Genomic DNA, 18028 nt, shown 5'->3' on the forward strand with positions numbered 1-18028 from the left:
GGCTTTGGCAGCCTGGCGGCGGGTCGAACAACAAGCGGCCGGATAAGCGGCCCTGGCTGCCTGGTTGGAAAAGACCACCTCGTCCGGTCGCCAGCGAGCTGTTTGGACTTTTCCCGAGGAAAAATATGCACTCAAGCCTCTATTAAGCAGAGCACAAGGATGAAATGCGTCTGCTGGCCGCTCCCAGTGGCGGTCGGGATAGCCGGCAATTGTATAAGCTTACCAGGCAAATCATGCACAGGGCGCAAGCGTAGCGTTGGCGTGCTGTGCGGCCCCAATTCAGTAAACCAGGCCCTACGCCAAAGGAAAGACAATCTTCTTGGTGCAGCCTGTTCAGCAGGCTGGGGGTAGGGCAAAATTTTTGCATGTGAATCGCGGAATGCTGCATAACTATGTGTAATGATACCTCATTTATATATAACATAAGACTTATATATAACATGCGCCAATGTGCTTCTACTCCAGACCCTGGCGAGTTTAACTTTCTCCTAACCAATTCTTTATTCATCATGGAAACAGCCACAAAGACCTTGACTACCACGCAAACCTTTCCCGTGGAGGGAATGCTTGCGGGGGCTGCGTCAATAGTGTGCAGCGCGCCCTGGACCGCGTGGCGGGCGTCAGCGCCGCCACAGTTGACTTGCGGACAGCTTCAGCCACGTCAAGTACGACCCAGCGATAGCCGATTCACCACTTTGCAAAAGGTCGTCGATGACGCAGGTTATGCCCTAAGGCAGCCCGGTAGTGCGCCGGTTGACTCGGCTAAAAAATCCGGCGGCGGCTACACCATCATTTACATCAAGAATAAAATGAACGGGGAGATGTCGGTGTATTGGCACGGGGTACTAGCACCTAGTTTCTACAATGGCGTGTCCTTTGATTTCAAGGTGTTGGCTGCTTGACTTTCTGAATTAAACTGAATCACAAAAGCTGCCTTTTTAGGCAGCTTTTGTGATTTTTAGAATTTAGCTTCCTAGGGACGGGTATCAACCCCGTATATACAGTAAATAACTTCAGTCCCATGATAATTAACGATTATAACCCTGCTCACAAAGGCACTCAGCCTATTCGGGTACTCCAATTTAATTTAACCGACCGCTTTGAGAATACTAATCCCGACTTTGCTGAACAAACCCGGCAATTAATGAGCAGTTTGGACTTCCAACCGGGAATCACTTATCACTGTAACGAATTGCCAATTCGGACCATCGCGGACGGTCATTTTGGCCAAACGCCTTATATCACCGGTAGCCAAACTATACACATCCACGAAACTTTTTTATCCTATGTGTGGTGCGTAACTTATTCGCTGGTTACGCTTTACGAAGAAGCCGTAGCCAAGCCAAGCCAGAATCAAGTCACTGGTCAGAACTTACACATTCCTAACCAACAGTTAATCCGCCAGGCGAATGCTTTGATGGCTTATGCCCAAGGGTTGATGGATACATTCGAGCCGTGGGATAAGAATTTGCCTAACCCTGAACAATACGAGGCGACAGCGGCGGACTGGATTAGAAAAATCAACGGTGTGTACCTCTACGCGATAAATTTTATCTTAGTACATGAATTCATGCACGCTAAACAGCAACACGTCGCCCAACTCGGAGAGGCCAAAATGCGGGGAATAACCGAGGACAAACTGTATGCGCTTCAGCGCGATTTTGAACGTGAAGCTGACCAACTTGCCATTAAAGCACTGCAACAAGGGCACTTGTTAAAAGACGCTGAAGTCACTCCTTCTAGTAACAAGATTTCTTCCGAACTTGGTAATTTAGTGGGTTTGTGCTCGCTGCTATTCTTTTCTCGCTCCGTTAATACTAGTCGTTCGCACCCTGGGGTGGCGGAGCGAATTGATGCCTTTATGCAGGAAACATCCCCGGAGCCTCAGAGCGGCTTGTGGGGCTTGGCTTGCGTAGCGTTCAAATTATGGGCAGCGAATTTTGGGCTGATACAGCAGTTGCCGGACGCTATTGACGGGTATGAGCAGCTTTATGTTTTGATGCGAGATGCCGCTAGGCAACTGCCTTAATAAACCACTTCATTGAAGTTCAAACTGAGGCGCTAATTACACGCCTGCACCAGCGCCGTCACGCTCAGCGTAGCCGTGGCATCGGTCCTGATATTGTCGTTGTTGACGCATACGTAAAGCCGGCGCGTTCCTGGGGCAAGCGTGAGGGGCCGGGTCTCGGTGGGTGTATTTTGTTCTGCTCGATAGCACGCGCCGGGCTTAGTGATGGTACCCTTCGTATCCAGAAACTGTTGCACAGCCTCGGGGTCGGCGGTAATGTACCAGCGGCACTTCGTGTCTTTAGTTGGGGGCTCCCCAGTCCCTTGCTTCGTGAGCGTCGAAGCTGCCATTGTAAGCAGGGTCATCGTTCCGGTGGCGGGGTTGCTCAGCGCCCCCGCCAGCCCCAACGCCGTTGACCACGACACCGCCGGCTGCCCCTCGTCGCGCACGTCCAGCTTATACACGATACCCACCGTGCCCGCCGGTACGTCCACCTCAAATACTTTGCGGCTCAGATACATACAAGTCGAACAGTGAATATTGGCCTTGCTCAGTGGCAAAGCATCTCGCGTCGTATAGCGGCACTTGATTTCGCGCCCGGCTTCATTCCAGCTCTGGAAATCGGCTTGTGCCTGCCCGTTCGCATAGGTACCCTGAAAGCTGAGCTGCCCACTCTCATGCCAGCCCGTGCAGATACCCGTGAGCACGTCGGGACTCTCGCTCAGTAACTTGCCCGCGCCCTGTTTTTTCCAGGAGGGGTAGAAATAATCGCGCACCGTGCCTACTGGTTTACCAGCCGCTGTCCGGTGCGCGATGCGGGCGTAAGCCACTTCTTCCACCGTTTCGGTGCGTGCCCAATCCCGGTCGAAATAGATGGTATCAGCCGGCAGCAGCGTAACCGCGGCGGGTCTGGGCCGCTGGGCTGTAGCGGGTAGATTTATCAGTACGAATACAATGCTGAGCCAGTAGATTTTAGTCATAAAGCGTGATGGTTTTTTGGGGCAATTAGCGATAGAATGGCGCTGTGACAAGTTAGATGCCATTTCAGGCATTAGTAGGAATATGGCCTCGATTAAAAGTTTGGTCCAAATGGTACATGGCTGGCGCGCACCCCCGAATCAGGGTGCCGGAAAGTCGCTAGAAGTGCCTATCAGATACTTTAATTGCCGCCATGAGCTTCGGATACCGCATTTCGTCGTGCTAGCAGCCATCCGGGGCCAGCGGGTAGCTGGTACCTGAAAACGCCTTTTCGTGCTCATGCTTCAAAATCAGCGTGCTGCGCAGGCGATGTAACATTTGGACCAAACTTTTAATCGAGGCCAAAACTGCTCTTCGGCAATATATCTGTTGCGCTCACGCTGCTGGACGTGGCCCTGACGCTGGAATTACTCTCGCTGGGTCTGGCCCGTAGCCGTGCAGCTGCGGCAGCGCGACTACGGGCGCGGCCGGGCCGTGGGCATCGTGGGGGCTTGTCGCTGTCGCAGTCGCTGTTGGTGGGCGTGGGCCTGGGCACCACGCTGCTGAGCGGGGCCAGCGGGGGCGTGCTGGAAATCGTGCTGTCCTTCGGCCTGGCGGCGCTGCTGTTTCTGGTGACCCAGGAGCTGCTGACCGAGGCCCACGAGGAGCCTGAGTCGCCGTGGCTCACGGCCATGTTCTTTTTGGGCTTTCTGGTATTTCTGCTACTAGGCATGGTTGCCTAGGGCCAGCCGCTCAGTCTGGGGTGGAGTCGCTCTAAAACCACGTACCGGAAACGGAAGTCGGCTGGTCTGTGTTGGGTAGCAGACTTTTGCGGTAGCTCAGGAGTTCAGCATCGGCCCACGAATTATGCAAGCTTAACGTCTGAACTCTACAAATCCTTCCCCGACCGGCCGCCGTAATTTTGCGCGTAGTTATTCCCAACGTTAATTCCTCCTTTTGAAACGCCTGCTTAGTCTGCTGCTACTGTGGAGCTACCTGTTGGCCAGCCCTGGGCTGGTGTACAGTATGCACTTCTGCGGCCGGACCATAACCGGCGTTTCGCTGGCCGGGCCGGCGCATTCGTGCTGCTGCCCGGTACCCAAAAAGCCCGCCGGCTGCTGCCACGACCAGAAGCTGAGCAGTACCCTCAAGGACGTGAAGCTCACCACCGCGCAGCTGAAGCTGCCGGTACTGGTAGCCGTGCCCGCGCCGCCCGCGCTGCGCTTGGCCTACCGCCTGCCTACCCCCACCTACCCGACCGACGAGCCGGCCGCAGCGCCGCTGGCGACTGCCGCCCCGCCGCCCGACTGCCCCGCCTACGTGCGGGGCCACGCCTTCCTGATTTAGCTTCTGGGTGTTGCCTTGTGCCCCCGGCCCGTCGGCCGTGGGGCTTTCGTGCGTGCGGTTTTTTGAGCGGTTAGCTCTTTCCCAAACAGTCCCGGCGCGCTATCCTTCACTTATCAGGCAGAAAAAGCTGACAGCTATCCGCTGTTAGCTAGCAGCTAACAATCAAATGATTGAGCGACTTATTTCCCTTTCCCTGCGCAACCGGGGCGTGGTGTTGGTGGTGGCGGCGGTGCTGCTAGTGTGGGGTATCTTTTCCATCCGGGCCAGCAAGATTGACGCCATCCCGGACTTGTCCGAAAACCAGGTCATTGTGTTCACGGAGTGGGCCGGGCGGGGGCCGCAGATTATTGAGGACCAGGTGACTTACCCCCTCGTCACCAACCTGCAAGGGCTGGCGCAGGTGCGGTCCGTGCGGGCAGCGTCCATGTTCGGGATGAGCTTCGTGTACGTTATTTTCAACGACAACACCGACATCTACTGGGCGCGCGAGCGGGTGCTGGAGCGGCTCAACTACGCCCAGCGACTCCTACCGCCCGGCCTTACCCCCACCCTCGGCCCCGATGGCACGGGCGTGGGCCACGTGCTCTGGTACGTGCTCAAAGCCCCCAAAATGGATCTGGGCGAGCAGCGTGCCCTGCAAGACTGGTACGTGAAATTTGGCCTGCAAACCGTGCCCGGCGTGAGCGAGGTAGCCAGCTTCGGCGGCTTCCAGCCCGAGTACCAGGTGACGGTGGACCCCACCAAACTGACGTATTATAACGTGAGTTTACCGCAGGTACTAGCGGCGGTGCGCAGCAACAACAACGAGGCCGGCGGGCGCAAATTTGAGCAGGCCGGGGTGGGCTACATCATCAAAACGAGCGGCTATATTCAGGACGTGGCCACTCTGGAAAATGTGCCGGTGCTCACCCGCCCCAACGGCGTGCCGCTGCGCCTGCGCGACCTCGGCACGGTGCAGATGACGGGCGAAGCCCGCCTCGGCATCTTCGACCACAACGGGCAGGGTGAGGCCGTGGGCGGCATCGTGGTGATGCGTTACGGCGAAAACGCCGACGACGTGATAACCCGCGTGAAGGCCAAAATGACCGAAGTCGCCAAGGGCCTACCCCCCGGCGTGTCGTTCGACATCGTGTACGACCGCAGCGGCCTCATCAAGGAATCGGTGGCCAACATCGAGCACACGCTGCTGGAAGAAATGGGCGTGGTGTCGCTGGTGGTGCTGGTGTTCCTCTTCCACTGGCGCAGCGCGCTGAGCATCCTGCTCCAGATTCCGATTAGCATCGCGGCGAGCTTCATTCTGCTCAACGCCTTCGATATCTCGTCCAACATTATGTCCCTGACGGGCATTGCCTTAGCCATCGGTGTCATCGTGGATAATGGCATCGTGATGGCTGAGAATGCCTACCGTAACCTAGCGCTGCACCAGGCGGCGGAGGAAGCGGCCGCCTCCGGGGCACCGCCCGGCCCGGCCGCCCTCGCCAATAATTCATCCCTTCAGCCCGTGCATCATGACTAACGACGAGCGCCTCGCCATTATCGAAAAGTCCAGCAAGCAGGTGTCGCGGGGCATTTTTTTCTCCACGATTATCATCGTGGCCTCCTTTCTGCCGGTGTTTTTGCTCACCGGGCAGGAGGGCAAGCTGTTTCACCCGCTGGCGTTTACCAAGACGTTTATCCTGCTCATTGATGCCGTGCTGGCCGTGACGCTGGCCCCGGTGCTGCTGTCCTTTTTTATGAAGGGCCAGTTCAAAACCGAGGAGCAAAACCCCATCAACCGGGGCCTGGAGCGGGTGTACGCGCCGCTCATCAACTGGTGCCTGACCTGGCGCAAAACTACCATCGGCATCAATCTGGCGCTGCTGGCGGTGAGCGTGCCGCTGCTGCTGAGCCTGGGCACCGAGTTTATGCCGCCGCTCGATGAGGGCTCGATTCTGTTCATGCCCGTGGCGCAGCCCGACGTGTCGAACACCGAAATCAAGCGCATTCTGCAAGTGCAGGACCGCATTATCAGCCAGGTGCCGGAGGTGAAAGGCGTGCTGGGCAAGGCCGGCCGGGCCAGCACCGCTACCGACAACTCGCCGCTGAGCATGATTGAAACCATCATCCAGCTCAAGCCCCGCGCCGAGTGGCGGCCCGGCCTGACCAAGGCCAAGCTGATTGAGGAGTTGAACGGCAAGCTGCAAATTCCGGGGGTAGTGAACGGCTGGACGCAGCCCATCATCAACCGCATCAACATGCTGAGCACCGGTATTCGGACCGACGTGGGCGTGAAAGTATATGGCCAGCAGCTCGATACGATTTACAACGTATCGCAGCGGGTGCGGGCGGCGCTGCGCGGCGTGCCCGGCGTGCAGGACCTGTACGTGGACCCCATCACGGGCGGCAAGTACTTACAAATTGACCTGAAACGCGACCAGCTGGCCCGCTACGGCCTGAGCGTGGACCAGGTGAACGAAGTAGTGGAAATGGCCATCGGCGGCGCGCCGGTGGCCAGCACCGTGGAGGGTCGGCGGCGCTTCGCCATCGGCGTGCGCCTGGCCGAAGACTACCGCAACAGCCTGCCCGCGCTGGGCCGCATCCCCATCCAGACGACCGCCTACGGCCCGGTGCCGCTCTCGGCCGTGGCGACGCTGCGCTTCGAGAATGGCCCGCCCATGATTAACTCCGAAAATGCGCAGCTGCGCGGGGCGGTGCTCTTCAACGTGCGGGGCCGCGACCTGGGCGGCACCGTGCAGGAAGCCATGCAAAAAGTGCAGGCCATGCAGGGCAAGCTGCCCGCCGGCTACTACCTGGAATGGAGCGGGCAGTACGAAAACCTCATCAGCTCAGAGCGCACGCTGCTGCTGATTTTGCCCGTGGTACTACTCGTGATTTTCGGGTGTTTATACTTCGCCTTCCACTCGGTGCGCGAGGCGCTGCTGAGCTTGGTTACTATCCCGTTCGCGCTCATTGGCGGGGCCTATCTGGTGTATTTCTACGGGGTGCATTTGTCGGTGGCGGTGGCCGTGGGCTTCATCGCCCTCTTCGGGCTGGCCGTGGAAACGGGCGTCATCATGGTCATTTACCTCAACGACGCCATGCAGCAGCTGGTGGCCCGCAAGGGTAATTCGAGCGAGACTATCACCAAAGCCGACTTGCGCGAAGCCGTGTTTCACGGCGCGGCCAAGCGACTGCGGCCCAAGCTGATGACGGTCTCGGTGGCGCTGTTTGGGCTGGTGCCGGTGCTCTGGGCCACGGGCACCGGCTCCGACGTGATGCTGCCCATCGTGCTACCCATGATTGGGGGCGTGTTCACGTCCTCGACACACATTCTACTGGTTACGCCACTCATTTTTCTGATGACAAAAGAGTATGAGCTGCGCAAGTTTGGCAAGTTGGACGTGCTGGCGGTAACTCATTAAAGCTTTTGATGCTATGGCTTATTTCTTGAAAATTCTGTTCGTCGTGGGACTGCTGGGGCTACTAGTTGTGCCCGCTTCCGCCCAGCGCGTGCTTTCGCTCGATTCGGTGCTGCGCACCGTGCGCCAGCGCAACCCTGCCCTGCGCCAGTACGACTACCGCGCCCAGGCCAAACAGGCCGCCGTGGCCGGGGCCAACACCTGGGAAGCCCCCAAGGTGAGCGCCGGCTACTGGATGACGCCCTACAACCAGCGTTCCGTCAGGGAGATGAACAACGGCCGGAGCATGGGAATGCAAATGGTGTCGGTGGAGCAGGCGCTGCCCAACCCGGCCAAGCAGCGCGCCCGGCGCGAATATTTATCCGGCCAGGCCGCCGTGGTGCAGGCCGACCAGGCCGCCATCTTCAACGAGCTGCGCGCCCAGGCCCGCACCCTGTACTACGAGCGAATTATTCTGGAAAAAAAGCTTAAGGTGCTGGACGAGAGCGCCTACCTGACGGATTTTCTGCTGAAAATTGCGCAGGCCCGCTACCCCTACAACCAGACCACGCTGGCCAGCATCTACCAGGTGCAGGCGCGGGTGGCGATGCACGCCAACGACCACGCCGTGCTCTACGGCCAGCTGCGCCAGCGCACCATCGCTCTGAACGCGCTCATGGCCCGCGACCCCGCCACCGCGTTTGCCGTGGATACGCTGCTGCCTACCCCCCCGCTAGCCGCGCCTTCCGACACGGCCGCGCTGGCTGCTCGCCGCTCCGACGTGCGCGGCCTCAACGAAGCGCTGGCCGTGGTGCGCCTCAGCCAAGCGGTGGAAACCAGCCGCCGCCGGCCCGATTTTGGGGTGCGCTACGACCATATGCGCGGCATCGGCAGTACGCCTAACCAGTTCACCGTCATGGGCATGGTCACGCTGCCCTTCGTGCCCTGGGCCGCTCGCGAGTACAAGGCCAACGCCGCCGCGCTGGGGCTGGAGGCGCAGGCCGTGCAGCAGCAGCGCGCCAGCCTGCTCAACGACGCGGCCGGGCGCGTGAGCACCCTGCAATCGGACCTGCTCACCAAGCGCGAGCAAGTCGCCAACTACGAGAAGGGCATTTTGCCCGCCCTGCACAAAAGCTACCAGGTCACGCTGCTGGCCTACCAGCAAAACACCGCCCAGCTGCCCGCCGTGGTCGAAGCCCTCGACGCCTGGCTGCGAACCCGCCTGCAAGCCCTCGATACCCAAAATGAACTCCTTGCCCTCACCGTGCGCTATGACCAGGAACTGGAGCAATAAGCCCTTACGCCAAGGGGTAGCCGCCGCCCTGCTGGCCGCGGCGGCCCTGCTGGCGGGCTGCCACGGCCAGGCCCACGGCCCCGCCAACGTGGCCGAAACCCCGCCGGCCGCCACCAGCGCGGCCATGCAGTACACCTGCCCTATGCACCCCCAAATCGTGCGTGAGGCCCCTGGCAGCTGCCCCATCTGCGGCATGGACCTGGTACCCAAGGTGCTCCGCAACGCCGCCGCGCTGGCCGACCCCGGCCTGGCCGACGTTAGCCAGTCGCCCGACGCGGCCGTGGTGGCGGCGGTGACTACCGTGCGCCCCGTGGCCGAAAGTGCCGGGGCCGACACCCTCACCCTACCCGGCACCGTGGAATATGACCCGCGCCGCAGCCGGGTGGTGGCCGCCCGCTTCGGCGGGCGCATCGAACAGTTGCTGGTGCGCTACAACTACCAGCCCGTGCGCCGGGGCCAAAAGCTGCTAGCGCTCTACAGCCCCGAGCTGGTAACGGCCGAGCAGGAGCTGATTTTTTTGCTGGAAAACGACGCGGCCAATGCGCCGCTGGTCAACGGCGCGCGGCAGAAGCTGCGCCTGCTGGGCCTCACCGATGGCCAGCTGCGCGACCTGGCCCGCACCCGTCGCGCCAGCTACCGGGTGGCCGTATTCAGCCCTTACGATGGCTACGTAGTTGAAACCCCATCCGCCACCGCGCCCGCCGCAATGCCTGACGCTGCCGCCAGCGCGGGCGGTATGAGCGCCAGTCCGGCCGCGCCTACCCCTGGCCTCACGGCGCAGCCTACGCCGCTGACCCTCACGGAAGGCGCTTACGTGAGCGCTGGCCAGAATCTGTTTCAGGTGGTGAATACCGACCAGGTGTGGGGCATTTTCCAGCCTACCCCCCCCGAGCTGGCCCGGCTGCGACCCGGCCAGCAACTGCGCGTAGTGGCCGAAGGCACCGGCCTACCCCCCGCCGTGGCCCGCCTCGATTTGGTGGAGCCCGAGTTTCGGGCTGGGGCCAATGTGGCGGCCGTGCGGGTGTATCTACCCAACCCGCAGGGCCGGCTGCGGCGCGGCCAGCGCCTGACCGGGCAGCTGGTAGCCGGGGCCGCGTCGGCGCTGGCGGGCAGCTTCTGGCTGCCCCGCGCCGCCGTGGTGGACCTGGGCACCCGGCAGGTAGCCTTCGTGCGGCGGGGCCGCACGTTTGGGCCGGTGGCCGTGCAGGTGGGTCAGCGCACGGCCGACCGCGTGCAGGTGCTGCGCGGCCTGCGCGGCACGGAGGACGTGGCCGCCAATGGTCAGTATTTGATTGACAGCGAAGGTTTTGTACAAGCCGCTTCGGATTCCGCTAATTTTTCAGCCCATGAATAAGCTAGTGCCTTTACGTCGCTTTACCGCCCGTTGGGGGGTAGGGCTGTTGCTGGCTGCGCTCACGCTGGGCGCGGGCGCGTGCCAGCAAGCCAAACCTGACGCCGCCACGGCTGCCAAGCCTGGCCAGGCGGCCTACTACACCTGCCCCATGCACCCGCAAATTCACGCGGAGGAGCCCGGCAGCTGTCCCATCTGCCACATGGACCTGATTGCGGTGGCCCCTACCCCGGTTGCCGCGGCCGCGGCGGCCCAGCCGGCCGCGGCAGTCGGGTACACCTGCCCCATGCACCCGCAAATCCACGCCCACGCGCCGGGTAGCTGCCCTATTTGCGGCATGGACCTGGTGAAAACGTCGGCCCGCCCGACCATCAATAAGCTGCCAGATAGTGACTTATCCACCAACGACCTCATTCTCACTGCCCAGCAGCTGGAGCTGGGTAACATTCAGGTGCGAACGCTCCGCCCCGAATCAACCCCCCAAGCCGAAGCCTTGCCGCGGGCCGATGCCCCGCCGCAGATGGTGCTCACCGGCACCGTCACGGCCGATGCCCAGCGCACCGAAAGCATCAGCAGCCGGGTGGCCGGCCGCCTCGATAAGCTCTACGTGCGCCAGACCGGGGAGCGACTGCGCCAGGGTGCCCCGCTGTTTTCGGTGTACAGCGAGCAACTGCAAACCTTGCAGCGCGAGTACCTGCTGGCCCTGGCCGAAGACCTGCAAGTAGCCGGACCCACTTACCGGCACCTGGCCGAAGCCACTGCCCAAAAGCTGCGTCTGCTGGGCGTATCGGCCGCGCAGCTGCGCGAATTGGTCCGCCGGGGCCGGCCCTCGCCGCTCGTTACGTACTACAGCCCGCGCGTCGGCACCGTGCAAACGCTCGCCGTGACGCAGGGCCAGTACGTGGCCGAGGGCTCACCCGTGCTCACCCTCACCGACTTGAGCCGCGTGTGGGTCGAGGCCCAACTCTACCCCGCCGAAGCCGGCCGGCTGTCGCTCGGCCAGACGGTGGCCGTGCAGGCGGCGGGCCAGGCGCGGCCGGTGCGCGGCCAGGTCGTGTTCCTAAGCCCCGAACTGAGCGGCGAAAGTCAGTTGACGCTGGCCCGCATTGCGGTAGCCAACCCCGATGGGCGCTTGCAGCCCGGTGCCCAGGCCAACGTGCTGCTGACCGGGTCCGCCACACCTGCCGCCCGCTCCGCCGCATCCACCGCCGCAACCGGGCTGCCAGTGCCCCCGGCCGCCGTTATCCACGACGGGGCCAACAGCTACGTGTGGAAGCAAACTGGTGAGCGGCAGTTTCGCCGGGTGCGCGTGCGCTTAGGCGCGGGCACGGCCTTTGCGGTGCCCGCCCTCAGTGGCGTGCGGCCCGGCGACCGGCTGGTAGTAGCTGGGGCCTACCTGCTGGAGAGCGAATTCACCCTGCGCCGGGGGGCTGGCGACGACCATATGAGCGGGATGGCAATGTAGAAATATAATCGAGTGCAATCGTTGCCGACTAAAAAGGCTCGTGCGCGTTGAACTTTGTCATGCGCCTAACCCATTACTGCCACGGCCTGCTGGTGGCCCGAGGCCAGCAGGCCGTGGCGGATTTTGCCCTCTCAGTGAGGCATCCCCAGTGCTTCGCCCACTGCCAGGTGGGTGGGGTACAACGAAAGGTTTACTTTATTATAGACCAGCTTTGCGCCAAGCGATGGACGATTGAGCAGTACTTTTAGAAACCAAAGGTACTCGACTCCGGCCTGGTGGACAAGCACTTACCCTGCTCTCACAACCCGCGCAAGTTCGCGGCCCTGGTCAGCATGGCATAATGACTGCTGCCTGAGCGTAGGCACCCTGGCCAACTAGAATTTGAGTAGGTAATCAGTGAGGAGGAAACCCAGGTAATCCCGCCGCAGTTTGCTGCAAAACTGCTTTATCTGATTGAATAAGGGATTTCCTCTTGGTAATGCATTAGCTAATTGGCCAAGGGATAAGCTTCTTAAGCAGGCGCTCGGCTTCTGGACTACCGGGGGCAGGCCCTCCGCCGGGGACCCCTGGTGGTAGCCAGTGGCTACCGGGCAAGTCCCAGCGCTGGGCCTGCACGACCTGTTCAGCCAACGGATGGGGCGCGGTGATGCGCCGTAGCAGCGACCCAAGCTTGGGGCCGCAATGGACGGACTGGGTAGCCAGTTCGGTCAGAGCACTAGCAGCTAGTTCGCTGGTGAATAGTACGTACTGGGCCAGCTCAAGGGCGGGCAAGCCATACAGAGGTGGGTTGAGTAGCGGCAGCTCAGGTGCGCTGGCCAAGTACTGCACGAGTTGGGTTAGGTCCTGGCGCGCAAGCGTGAGATGGGACCCGGTGAGTAGCAAGTTGGGCCGGAACTCGTCCAGAGCGCGGGCAAAAGCACGTGTGGGCAAGGTGGGGAAGTGGAGCCGCAAGCGAGCTTGCAGGTAGCGTAGGACCTGGGCTTGCTGTGTGGCCGTAGTCTGGGCGTAGGGGAGGAGCGAGGTGGTAAGGGGAAGCATTGAAAATCAATAGCAAGAAGTGGTAGGGCACGTGGGGGGTTAGCCACTGAGAAGCCAGTGGATAAGGAAAGTTTTGAAAGGGTAAGGGGAAACCGCTCAGGAAGAAGCTGGCCCAACAACCGAAGCTGGGCGGGCACGTAAGCGCTCGCCTTCCTGCCAGTTCAGCAGTTGCTGTCGGGCCTCAGCCTGGAGGGCCTGGCGGCGGTCGCGCAGGGCCTCGCGCAGAATGTCCACAAACGGGGCCGCCGTAAGGCGCTCGACGGCGATGGTCAGTTGCACCGAGTTGGCGTGCAGCGTAACGGCTGTGATGCCCACCAACTCAATAGTGACCAACTGGCGCTGCTGATGCTTGGCCAGCTGGCGGGCGCGGCGTAGCTACTTGAGGTCGCGGCGGTAGCTCATGGGCGCACAGGGCTAAGCAAATGGGCCAAAGCAAGAGAGTTGGCCGGCTCAAAGCGGGCGGCGGACCTGCGGTCGAACGTGCTGGCGCGGTGGTCGGCGCGGTTGGGCAGGGGAGTGCCGGGGACCCAGGCGGGGACGGGCTCCGGCTGGCGCGGGCGGTGACCCCGGAAGCCGAGCGGGTGCAGTCGGTCCAGCGTGGCGCGCAGGTTGGCGTACCGGCGGGCGAGGCGGGCTAAGTCCTCGCACTGGTGGATGAAATGATTGACCCGTAGATGCTCGGCTGCGCTAAACAGCAAGTTGCCGAGAAGGGTAGCCTGGATGTGCTGGCGCAGTGCGCCCAGGCCGGAGGGGAGGACGCTGGTGGGCGCACTCGCCTTGATTACATGGTTTGCCATGTAATTTTTGGATTAGGGTTGACCAAAACCCAACCGTAGTACCTGGTCCTAACAGGTGCTATATCGGAGGCCATCCCTTGCCGGGGGTGGCCTCTTTCGCTCACTACGGAGTGGATTGTTCGACTTGAACGCCGTAAAGATAGTGAATGAATAGCGTAACACTAGCGTAAAGCCAGCTGATTAAGTGAACGTCATTCTTTAATTGTTCAGGGCATATTAGGGCTCAGTACATTTGCGGGATGAAGACCCCAGCAAGCAAACCTTCGCGTAGGCCCCTACTCAGCGTAGAATGCGATAGCGAAGACCAAAGGGAATACTTCGGCCGCATAGCCAAGGCGCGAGGCGTGAGCGTGGCAGCTCTGGTGCGCTTGCTCCTGCTTGATGAGGGGCGGCGGTTGGGTGTAGCCTAAAGCTTTGCATTTGACGAGTTGTCGCTGACGAAATCGCTTCGTAAACTCCCTCCCTAGTGGCCCCGACCCTATTACCCCCGCACCCCCATAAGCGCTCCATTGTCAGCCAGCTTAACTATACTATCCACCGCGCCGAGGCGCTGTATGCTGCCGTTGGCTTCTGGAGCGTTGGCCCCGATTTCTTTGCTACTGATTTGGTGGCGTTGCTGAGAAAGAAGGACTCTTTCTGCATTGCCGACATTCACTCGCCCACCAACGTGGATAAGCTAAACCTATTCCACGCCCAGGGTGCGACCCGGTTCTCTCTCTTCTTCAAAGAGTTGCATCCTAAGCGGGTCGATGCCTTTATCGAACGGCATCTGATGCATACTAAAATGCTGCTCTTCGACTTGCCCGAGGGTAAGGCCGAGCTATGGGTGGGCAGCCACAACTTTACCAAGCAGGCGCTTACGGGCATAAACCGCGAAGCCAGTTTGGTGATACCCTGCCACCAGCACGACGGGTTATACTCCCAGGCGCTAACCTACCTACACAGTATCCGGGACGATAAGGACTGCCACCCCTTCGACCCCAACCAACTCGACAACTACAAAAAACTGCAAGGGCTGCCCGAAGAGGAAATTGAAACCGGCGTCGTGCTGCTGCCTATTTCGTGGGACTCATCCGAGTGGGGTACCCCCGCCACCCTGGCCCAACAGCTTATTCTGCTCGTGGGCCACCGCCAAGATGAGCGCCGGCAGTTCTCCAATATCGGCGAAAACACGCTGCTGGCCATTCGCACCCACGACCTGGCTACTGGTCGCATCCAGTATTTTTCTGCCGCGCTGTTCGGAGCCAACGACATCGACCCCAACGACCCCGGCTCTTATCGGATAACCCTTAGCGAACGGCACCTGGCTGTGCGCCGCGATTCTCAGCTGCCTTTTGTGGCTCCGCGCGAGGAAGAGCACGCTCAGGCCACCCTACGCCAGTTCCGCTATTGGGTGTCCCTGCGCGTGCTGGATGAGTTGCCGGCCGATTTGGAGTTTGTACCTAATGCCCGGCCGGCCGATGCGGAGTGGGAAGAAGACCCCGCTGCGACTGACTTGTTGGAGCAGGCGGGAATGCGCGACGAAGCCCGCCCCTACGCCGGCCTTGAGCAGTTGCCGCTGGCCAGCGAATTACCGGCTATACCCGACCGCGACACCCGGATTTTGCTGTGGCAGCAGCTGGCGCGGCAGCGACGCTACCGCGCGGCTCCTTCCGAGCCGACGGCTCACCGCGCCGCTTTTCGGCCCGTGCAGCGTACTAGTGCCCCACCCACTGCCCTTGCCGACCTCGACCAACAGTTTGCAGCCGATAACCTGCCGGCTTTGCGGCAATACTACGAAGCGCCTTTGCGGGCCGCTTACTACCAAGGCCACGAAGCCGCGGCCCCTGACAACCGGCGAACTCCACAAGTACGGAAGCTGCTGAAGCGCTACCGGCTGCTCTAGCTATAATTGCCTGCAAAGCACTCAGAAAGGCATTTCCCAACTGGGAAACGCCTTTCTGAGTGCTTTGTGTTTAGATGTTTTTACTTTACACAAGCATAAAATAAAATTATCTAAAAAATAAATCATCCTTAGCGTGTAACAAAAAGCAATTCGTGCGAGTATCTTCGCCGCAAGCTAGTCCCTCAGCATCCCGCGCCCCGCTACCCGTATGCACCTATCCGAAGCCTTCACCGTCAGTTCTGGCCAGCAGGTGAGCACGCAGCCAACCGCTGACTACCGGCCGCTGGCCGAGCCGGTTAATCTGCTGCAACTCTCCGATTTCAACGACGACGGCCAGCCCTACCAGCCCTTCCGCACCCAACTGACCAGCCTGCCCCCGGCCGCCGAAAAGCACCTGCTCGAAGCAGGCCAGCTCCTGCTCACGGCTAAGGGGGCGCGCCTGTTTACCACTTACGTGCGGCCCGACTGGCTGCCGGCGCTGGCTTCTACCAGCTTCTTTGTGCTTACGCCCCAGGTGCCGCACCTGCTACCCGAGTTTCTGGCCCTGGTGCTGAACCTGCCCGATGCCCGCGAGGCGTTGCGCTCCCTGTTCGCCACTACTACCATTCCTACCCTCAGCCGCCGGAGCCTGCTGGCGCTGGCCCTGCCGCTGCCCAACCCGCTGCCGCCCCGGCCGGTGCAGCAGCGCGCCGTGGAGCTGCTGCACCTCTGGCACCAGGAAAAATCCTTGCTGCTCCGCTACCTGCCGCTGCGCGAGCAGCGCGTGCATAGCCAGCTGCAACAGCTCGTTGCGCGGTAATTCTTCTTTTCTTCCTTCCCTCCCTACCCCCCATGCCCCGCCCCAAGAAAAACGCCCCGCCTGCCGGCCCTACCCTCTTTGCCCAGGAAAACCCCGAAGCGGCCGCCGTGGCCGCCGTGGAGCTAACCCCCGAACCCGGCACCGGCGAAACGCCCGCCGAGGGAGCCGATAAAACCAAGATACTCAACGCCGTGTGGCGCGCCTGCGACTCCTTCCGCGGCGTTATCGACCCGAGCTTGTACAAGGATTATATCCTGACGTTTTTGTTCGTCAAGTACCTGTCGGACTTGTGGAAGGAGCGCACCGAGCACTTTGCCGCCCTCTACGCCACCGACCCCGACCCGGCCACCCGCCTGCGGCGCGCCCTGCGCAACGAGCGGTTTCAGGTGCCCGACGAAGCTACCTACGAGTATTTGTTTGCGCACCGCAACGACGATAAAATCGGGCAGCTCATCAACGTGGCCTTGCAGGCGCTGGAAGATGCCAACGGGCTGGCCCTCGATGGGGTGTTTCGGAGCATCGACTTCAACTCGGAAGTAGTGTTGGGCAAGGAAAAGGAGCGCAAGCGCCGCCTCAAAAATTTGATGGAGGATTTCCAGGGTATTGACCTCAAGCCCTCGCACCTCAGCTCATCCGACATTATCGGCGACGTGTACGAGTACCTGATTGCCTTTTTTGCCTCGGATGCGGGCAAGAAGGCGGGCGAGTTCTACACGCCCGCGCCGGTGTCGCGGCTGCTGGCCCGGCTGGTGGCCCCGCTGCCCGGCGACCGCATCTGCGACCCCACCTGCGGCTCGGCTTCGCTGCTGATGCGCGTGGGGCAGGAGGTGAAGCTGCGCCACGGCTCCGACAACTTCTCGCTCTACGGGCAGGAGCTGAACGGCGGCACCTACTCGCTGGCCCGCATGAACATGGTGCTCCACGGCTTCGACGATGCCGTGATAAAGTGGGGCGACACCCTCAACGACCCCCAGCTGCTCGACAACGACGCGCTGCTCAAGTTCAACGTGCTGGTGGCCAACCCGCCCTTCTCGCTCGATAAGTGGGGGGCCGAAAACGCGGCTTCCGACCGCCACAAGCGCTTCTGGCGGGGGGTGCCGCCCAAGAGCAAGGGCGACTTCGCCTTTCTCTCGCACATGATTCACGTGGCCTTGCCCCAGGTGGGCCGGGGCGGCGTTATCCTGCCCCACGGCATCTTGTTTCGGGGCAGCGCCGAGGGGCTTATCCGGCGCAAGCTGCTGGAAGAAGGGCTGATTGAGGCCGTGGTGGGCCTGCCGGGCGGCATGTTCTACGGCACGGGCATCCCCACGGCCATCGTGCTGTTTCGGCGGCAGCGCGCCACCACCGACGTGCTGTTCGTGGATGCCTCGCAGCTCTACGAGGAAACCCGCGGCCAGAACGCGCTCACCGATGCTCACCTGACCCGCATTGCCGACACCGTGGAGCAGTTTCGGGACCAGCCGGCCGGCCCGGCGGGCGTGGTCGAGGCCCGGTTTGCCTACCGCGCCGACCTGGCCGAAATCGAAAAGAACGGCTTCAACCTCAACATCGCCCGCTACGTCGATACGTTCGTGGCCGCCGAAGCCGTGGACATGCCCGCCGTGCAAGCGGAGTTGGATGCCATCGAAACCGAGCTGGCCGACGTGCGGCGGCGGATGCAGGGGTTTTTAGTGAAGCTGAAATAACGAAAGGGCATTATCACATGAAATA

At 61.3% G+C, this 18028-nt stretch carries 17 protein-coding genes; 13 read left to right on the plus strand and 4 right to left on the minus strand.

What is annotated here, in order from left to right:
• Positions 1–509: 509 nt before the first annotated feature.
• Positions 510–902: a hypothetical protein gene (locus A0257_22120; protein ID AMR29523.1), complete on the plus strand. Its 393-nt coding sequence runs from the start codon at positions 510–512 to the stop codon at positions 900–902.
• A gap of 119 nt (positions 903–1021) precedes the next feature.
• Complete coding sequence (locus A0257_22125) at positions 1022–2029, plus strand: hypothetical protein (GenBank protein AMR29524.1); 1008 nt, start codon at positions 1022–1024, stop codon at positions 2027–2029.
• 32 nt (positions 2030–2061) lie between these two features.
• Here the strand turns inward: A0257_22125 and A0257_22130 are convergent, their stop codons facing one another.
• Positions 2062–2988 (minus strand): hypothetical protein, encoded by a 927-nt coding sequence (locus A0257_22130; GenBank protein ID AMR29525.1) that lies wholly within the window; start codon positions 2986–2988, stop codon positions 2062–2064.
• A 489-nt stretch (positions 2989–3477) separates the two neighbouring features.
• On the opposite strand from A0257_22130, the gene A0257_22135 reads away from it, so the two are divergent.
• The 8 genes from A0257_22135 to A0257_22170 all read left to right on the plus strand — a co-directional run bounded on the left by A0257_22135 (position 3478) and on the right by A0257_22170 (position 12047).
• Positions 3478–3708, plus strand: a complete 231-nt coding sequence (locus A0257_22135) for a hypothetical protein (protein AMR29526.1) — start codon at positions 3478–3480, stop codon at positions 3706–3708.
• A gap of 214 nt (positions 3709–3922) precedes the next feature.
• Positions 3923–4312 carry a hypothetical protein gene (locus A0257_22140; protein ID AMR29527.1) on the plus strand — a complete coding sequence of 130 codons (390 nt, stop codon included), beginning with the start codon at positions 3923–3925 and terminating at the stop codon, positions 4310–4312.
• 166 nt (positions 4313–4478) lie between these two features.
• Positions 4479–5828: a metal transporter gene (locus A0257_22145; protein ID AMR29528.1), complete on the plus strand. Its 1350-nt coding sequence runs from the start codon at positions 4479–4481 to the stop codon at positions 5826–5828.
• The gene (locus A0257_22150; protein AMR29529.1) at positions 5821–7713 is read left to right on the plus strand and encodes a metal transporter; all 1893 of its coding nucleotides are present in this window, start codon (positions 5821–5823) and stop codon (positions 7711–7713) included. Before A0257_22145 ends, A0257_22150 begins: the two co-directional genes overlap by 8 nt.
• Positions 7714–7726: 13 nt before the next feature.
• A complete protein-coding gene (locus tag A0257_22155) occupies positions 7727–8983 on the plus strand; it encodes a hypothetical protein (protein AMR29530.1) in 1257 nt (418 codons plus the stop codon).
• Positions 8961–10337, plus strand: coding sequence for a hypothetical protein (locus A0257_22160; GenBank protein ID AMR29531.1), 1377 nt, complete (start codon positions 8961–8963; stop codon positions 10335–10337). The genes A0257_22155 and A0257_22160 overlap by 23 nt, the downstream gene beginning before the upstream one ends.
• Complete coding sequence (locus tag A0257_22165) at positions 10330–11799, plus strand: hypothetical protein (protein AMR29532.1); 1470 nt, start codon at positions 10330–10332, stop codon at positions 11797–11799. Before A0257_22160 ends, A0257_22165 begins: the two co-directional genes overlap by 8 nt.
• A 59-nt stretch (positions 11800–11858) precedes the next feature.
• Positions 11859–12047 (plus strand): hypothetical protein, encoded by a 189-nt coding sequence (locus A0257_22170; GenBank protein ID AMR29533.1) that lies wholly within the window; start codon positions 11859–11861, stop codon positions 12045–12047.
• Between the two features lie 235 nt (positions 12048–12282).
• Here the strand turns inward: A0257_22170 and A0257_22175 are convergent, their stop codons facing one another.
• From A0257_22175 to A0257_22185, 3 genes are all read right to left on the minus strand, one after another.
• Positions 12283–12837, minus strand: a complete 555-nt coding sequence (locus tag A0257_22175) for a hypothetical protein (GenBank protein ID AMR29534.1) — start codon at positions 12835–12837, stop codon at positions 12283–12285.
• 96 nt (positions 12838–12933) lie between these two features.
• Positions 12934–13155 (minus strand): hypothetical protein, encoded by a 222-nt coding sequence (locus A0257_22180; protein ID AMR29535.1) that lies wholly within the window; start codon positions 13153–13155, stop codon positions 12934–12936.
• A gap of 80 nt (positions 13156–13235) precedes the next feature.
• Entirely contained in the window at positions 13236–13634 is a 399-nt protein-coding gene (locus A0257_22185; GenBank protein ID AMR29536.1) for a hypothetical protein, read from the minus strand.
• Between the two features lie 466 nt (positions 13635–14100).
• On the opposite strand from A0257_22185, the gene A0257_22190 reads away from it, so the two are divergent.
• From A0257_22190 to A0257_22200, 3 genes are all read left to right on the plus strand, one after another.
• A complete protein-coding gene (locus A0257_22190; GenBank protein ID AMR29537.1) occupies positions 14101–15519 on the plus strand; it encodes a hypothetical protein in 1419 nt (472 codons plus the stop codon).
• Positions 15520–15727: 208 nt separating this feature from the next.
• Positions 15728–16318 carry a hypothetical protein gene (locus tag A0257_22195; protein AMR29538.1) on the plus strand — a complete coding sequence of 197 codons (591 nt, stop codon included), beginning with the start codon at positions 15728–15730 and terminating at the stop codon, positions 16316–16318.
• 179 nt (positions 16319–16497) lie between these two features.
• The gene (locus tag A0257_22200; GenBank protein AMR29908.1) at positions 16498–18003 is read left to right on the plus strand and encodes a type I restriction endonuclease subunit M; all 1506 of its coding nucleotides are present in this window, start codon (positions 16498–16500) and stop codon (positions 18001–18003) included.
• Positions 18004–18028 lie beyond the last annotated feature (25 nt).

It is taken from the genome of Hymenobacter psoromatis, from assembly GCA_001596155.1.
Classification (GTDB): Bacteria; Bacteroidota; Bacteroidia; order Cytophagales; family Hymenobacteraceae; genus Hymenobacter.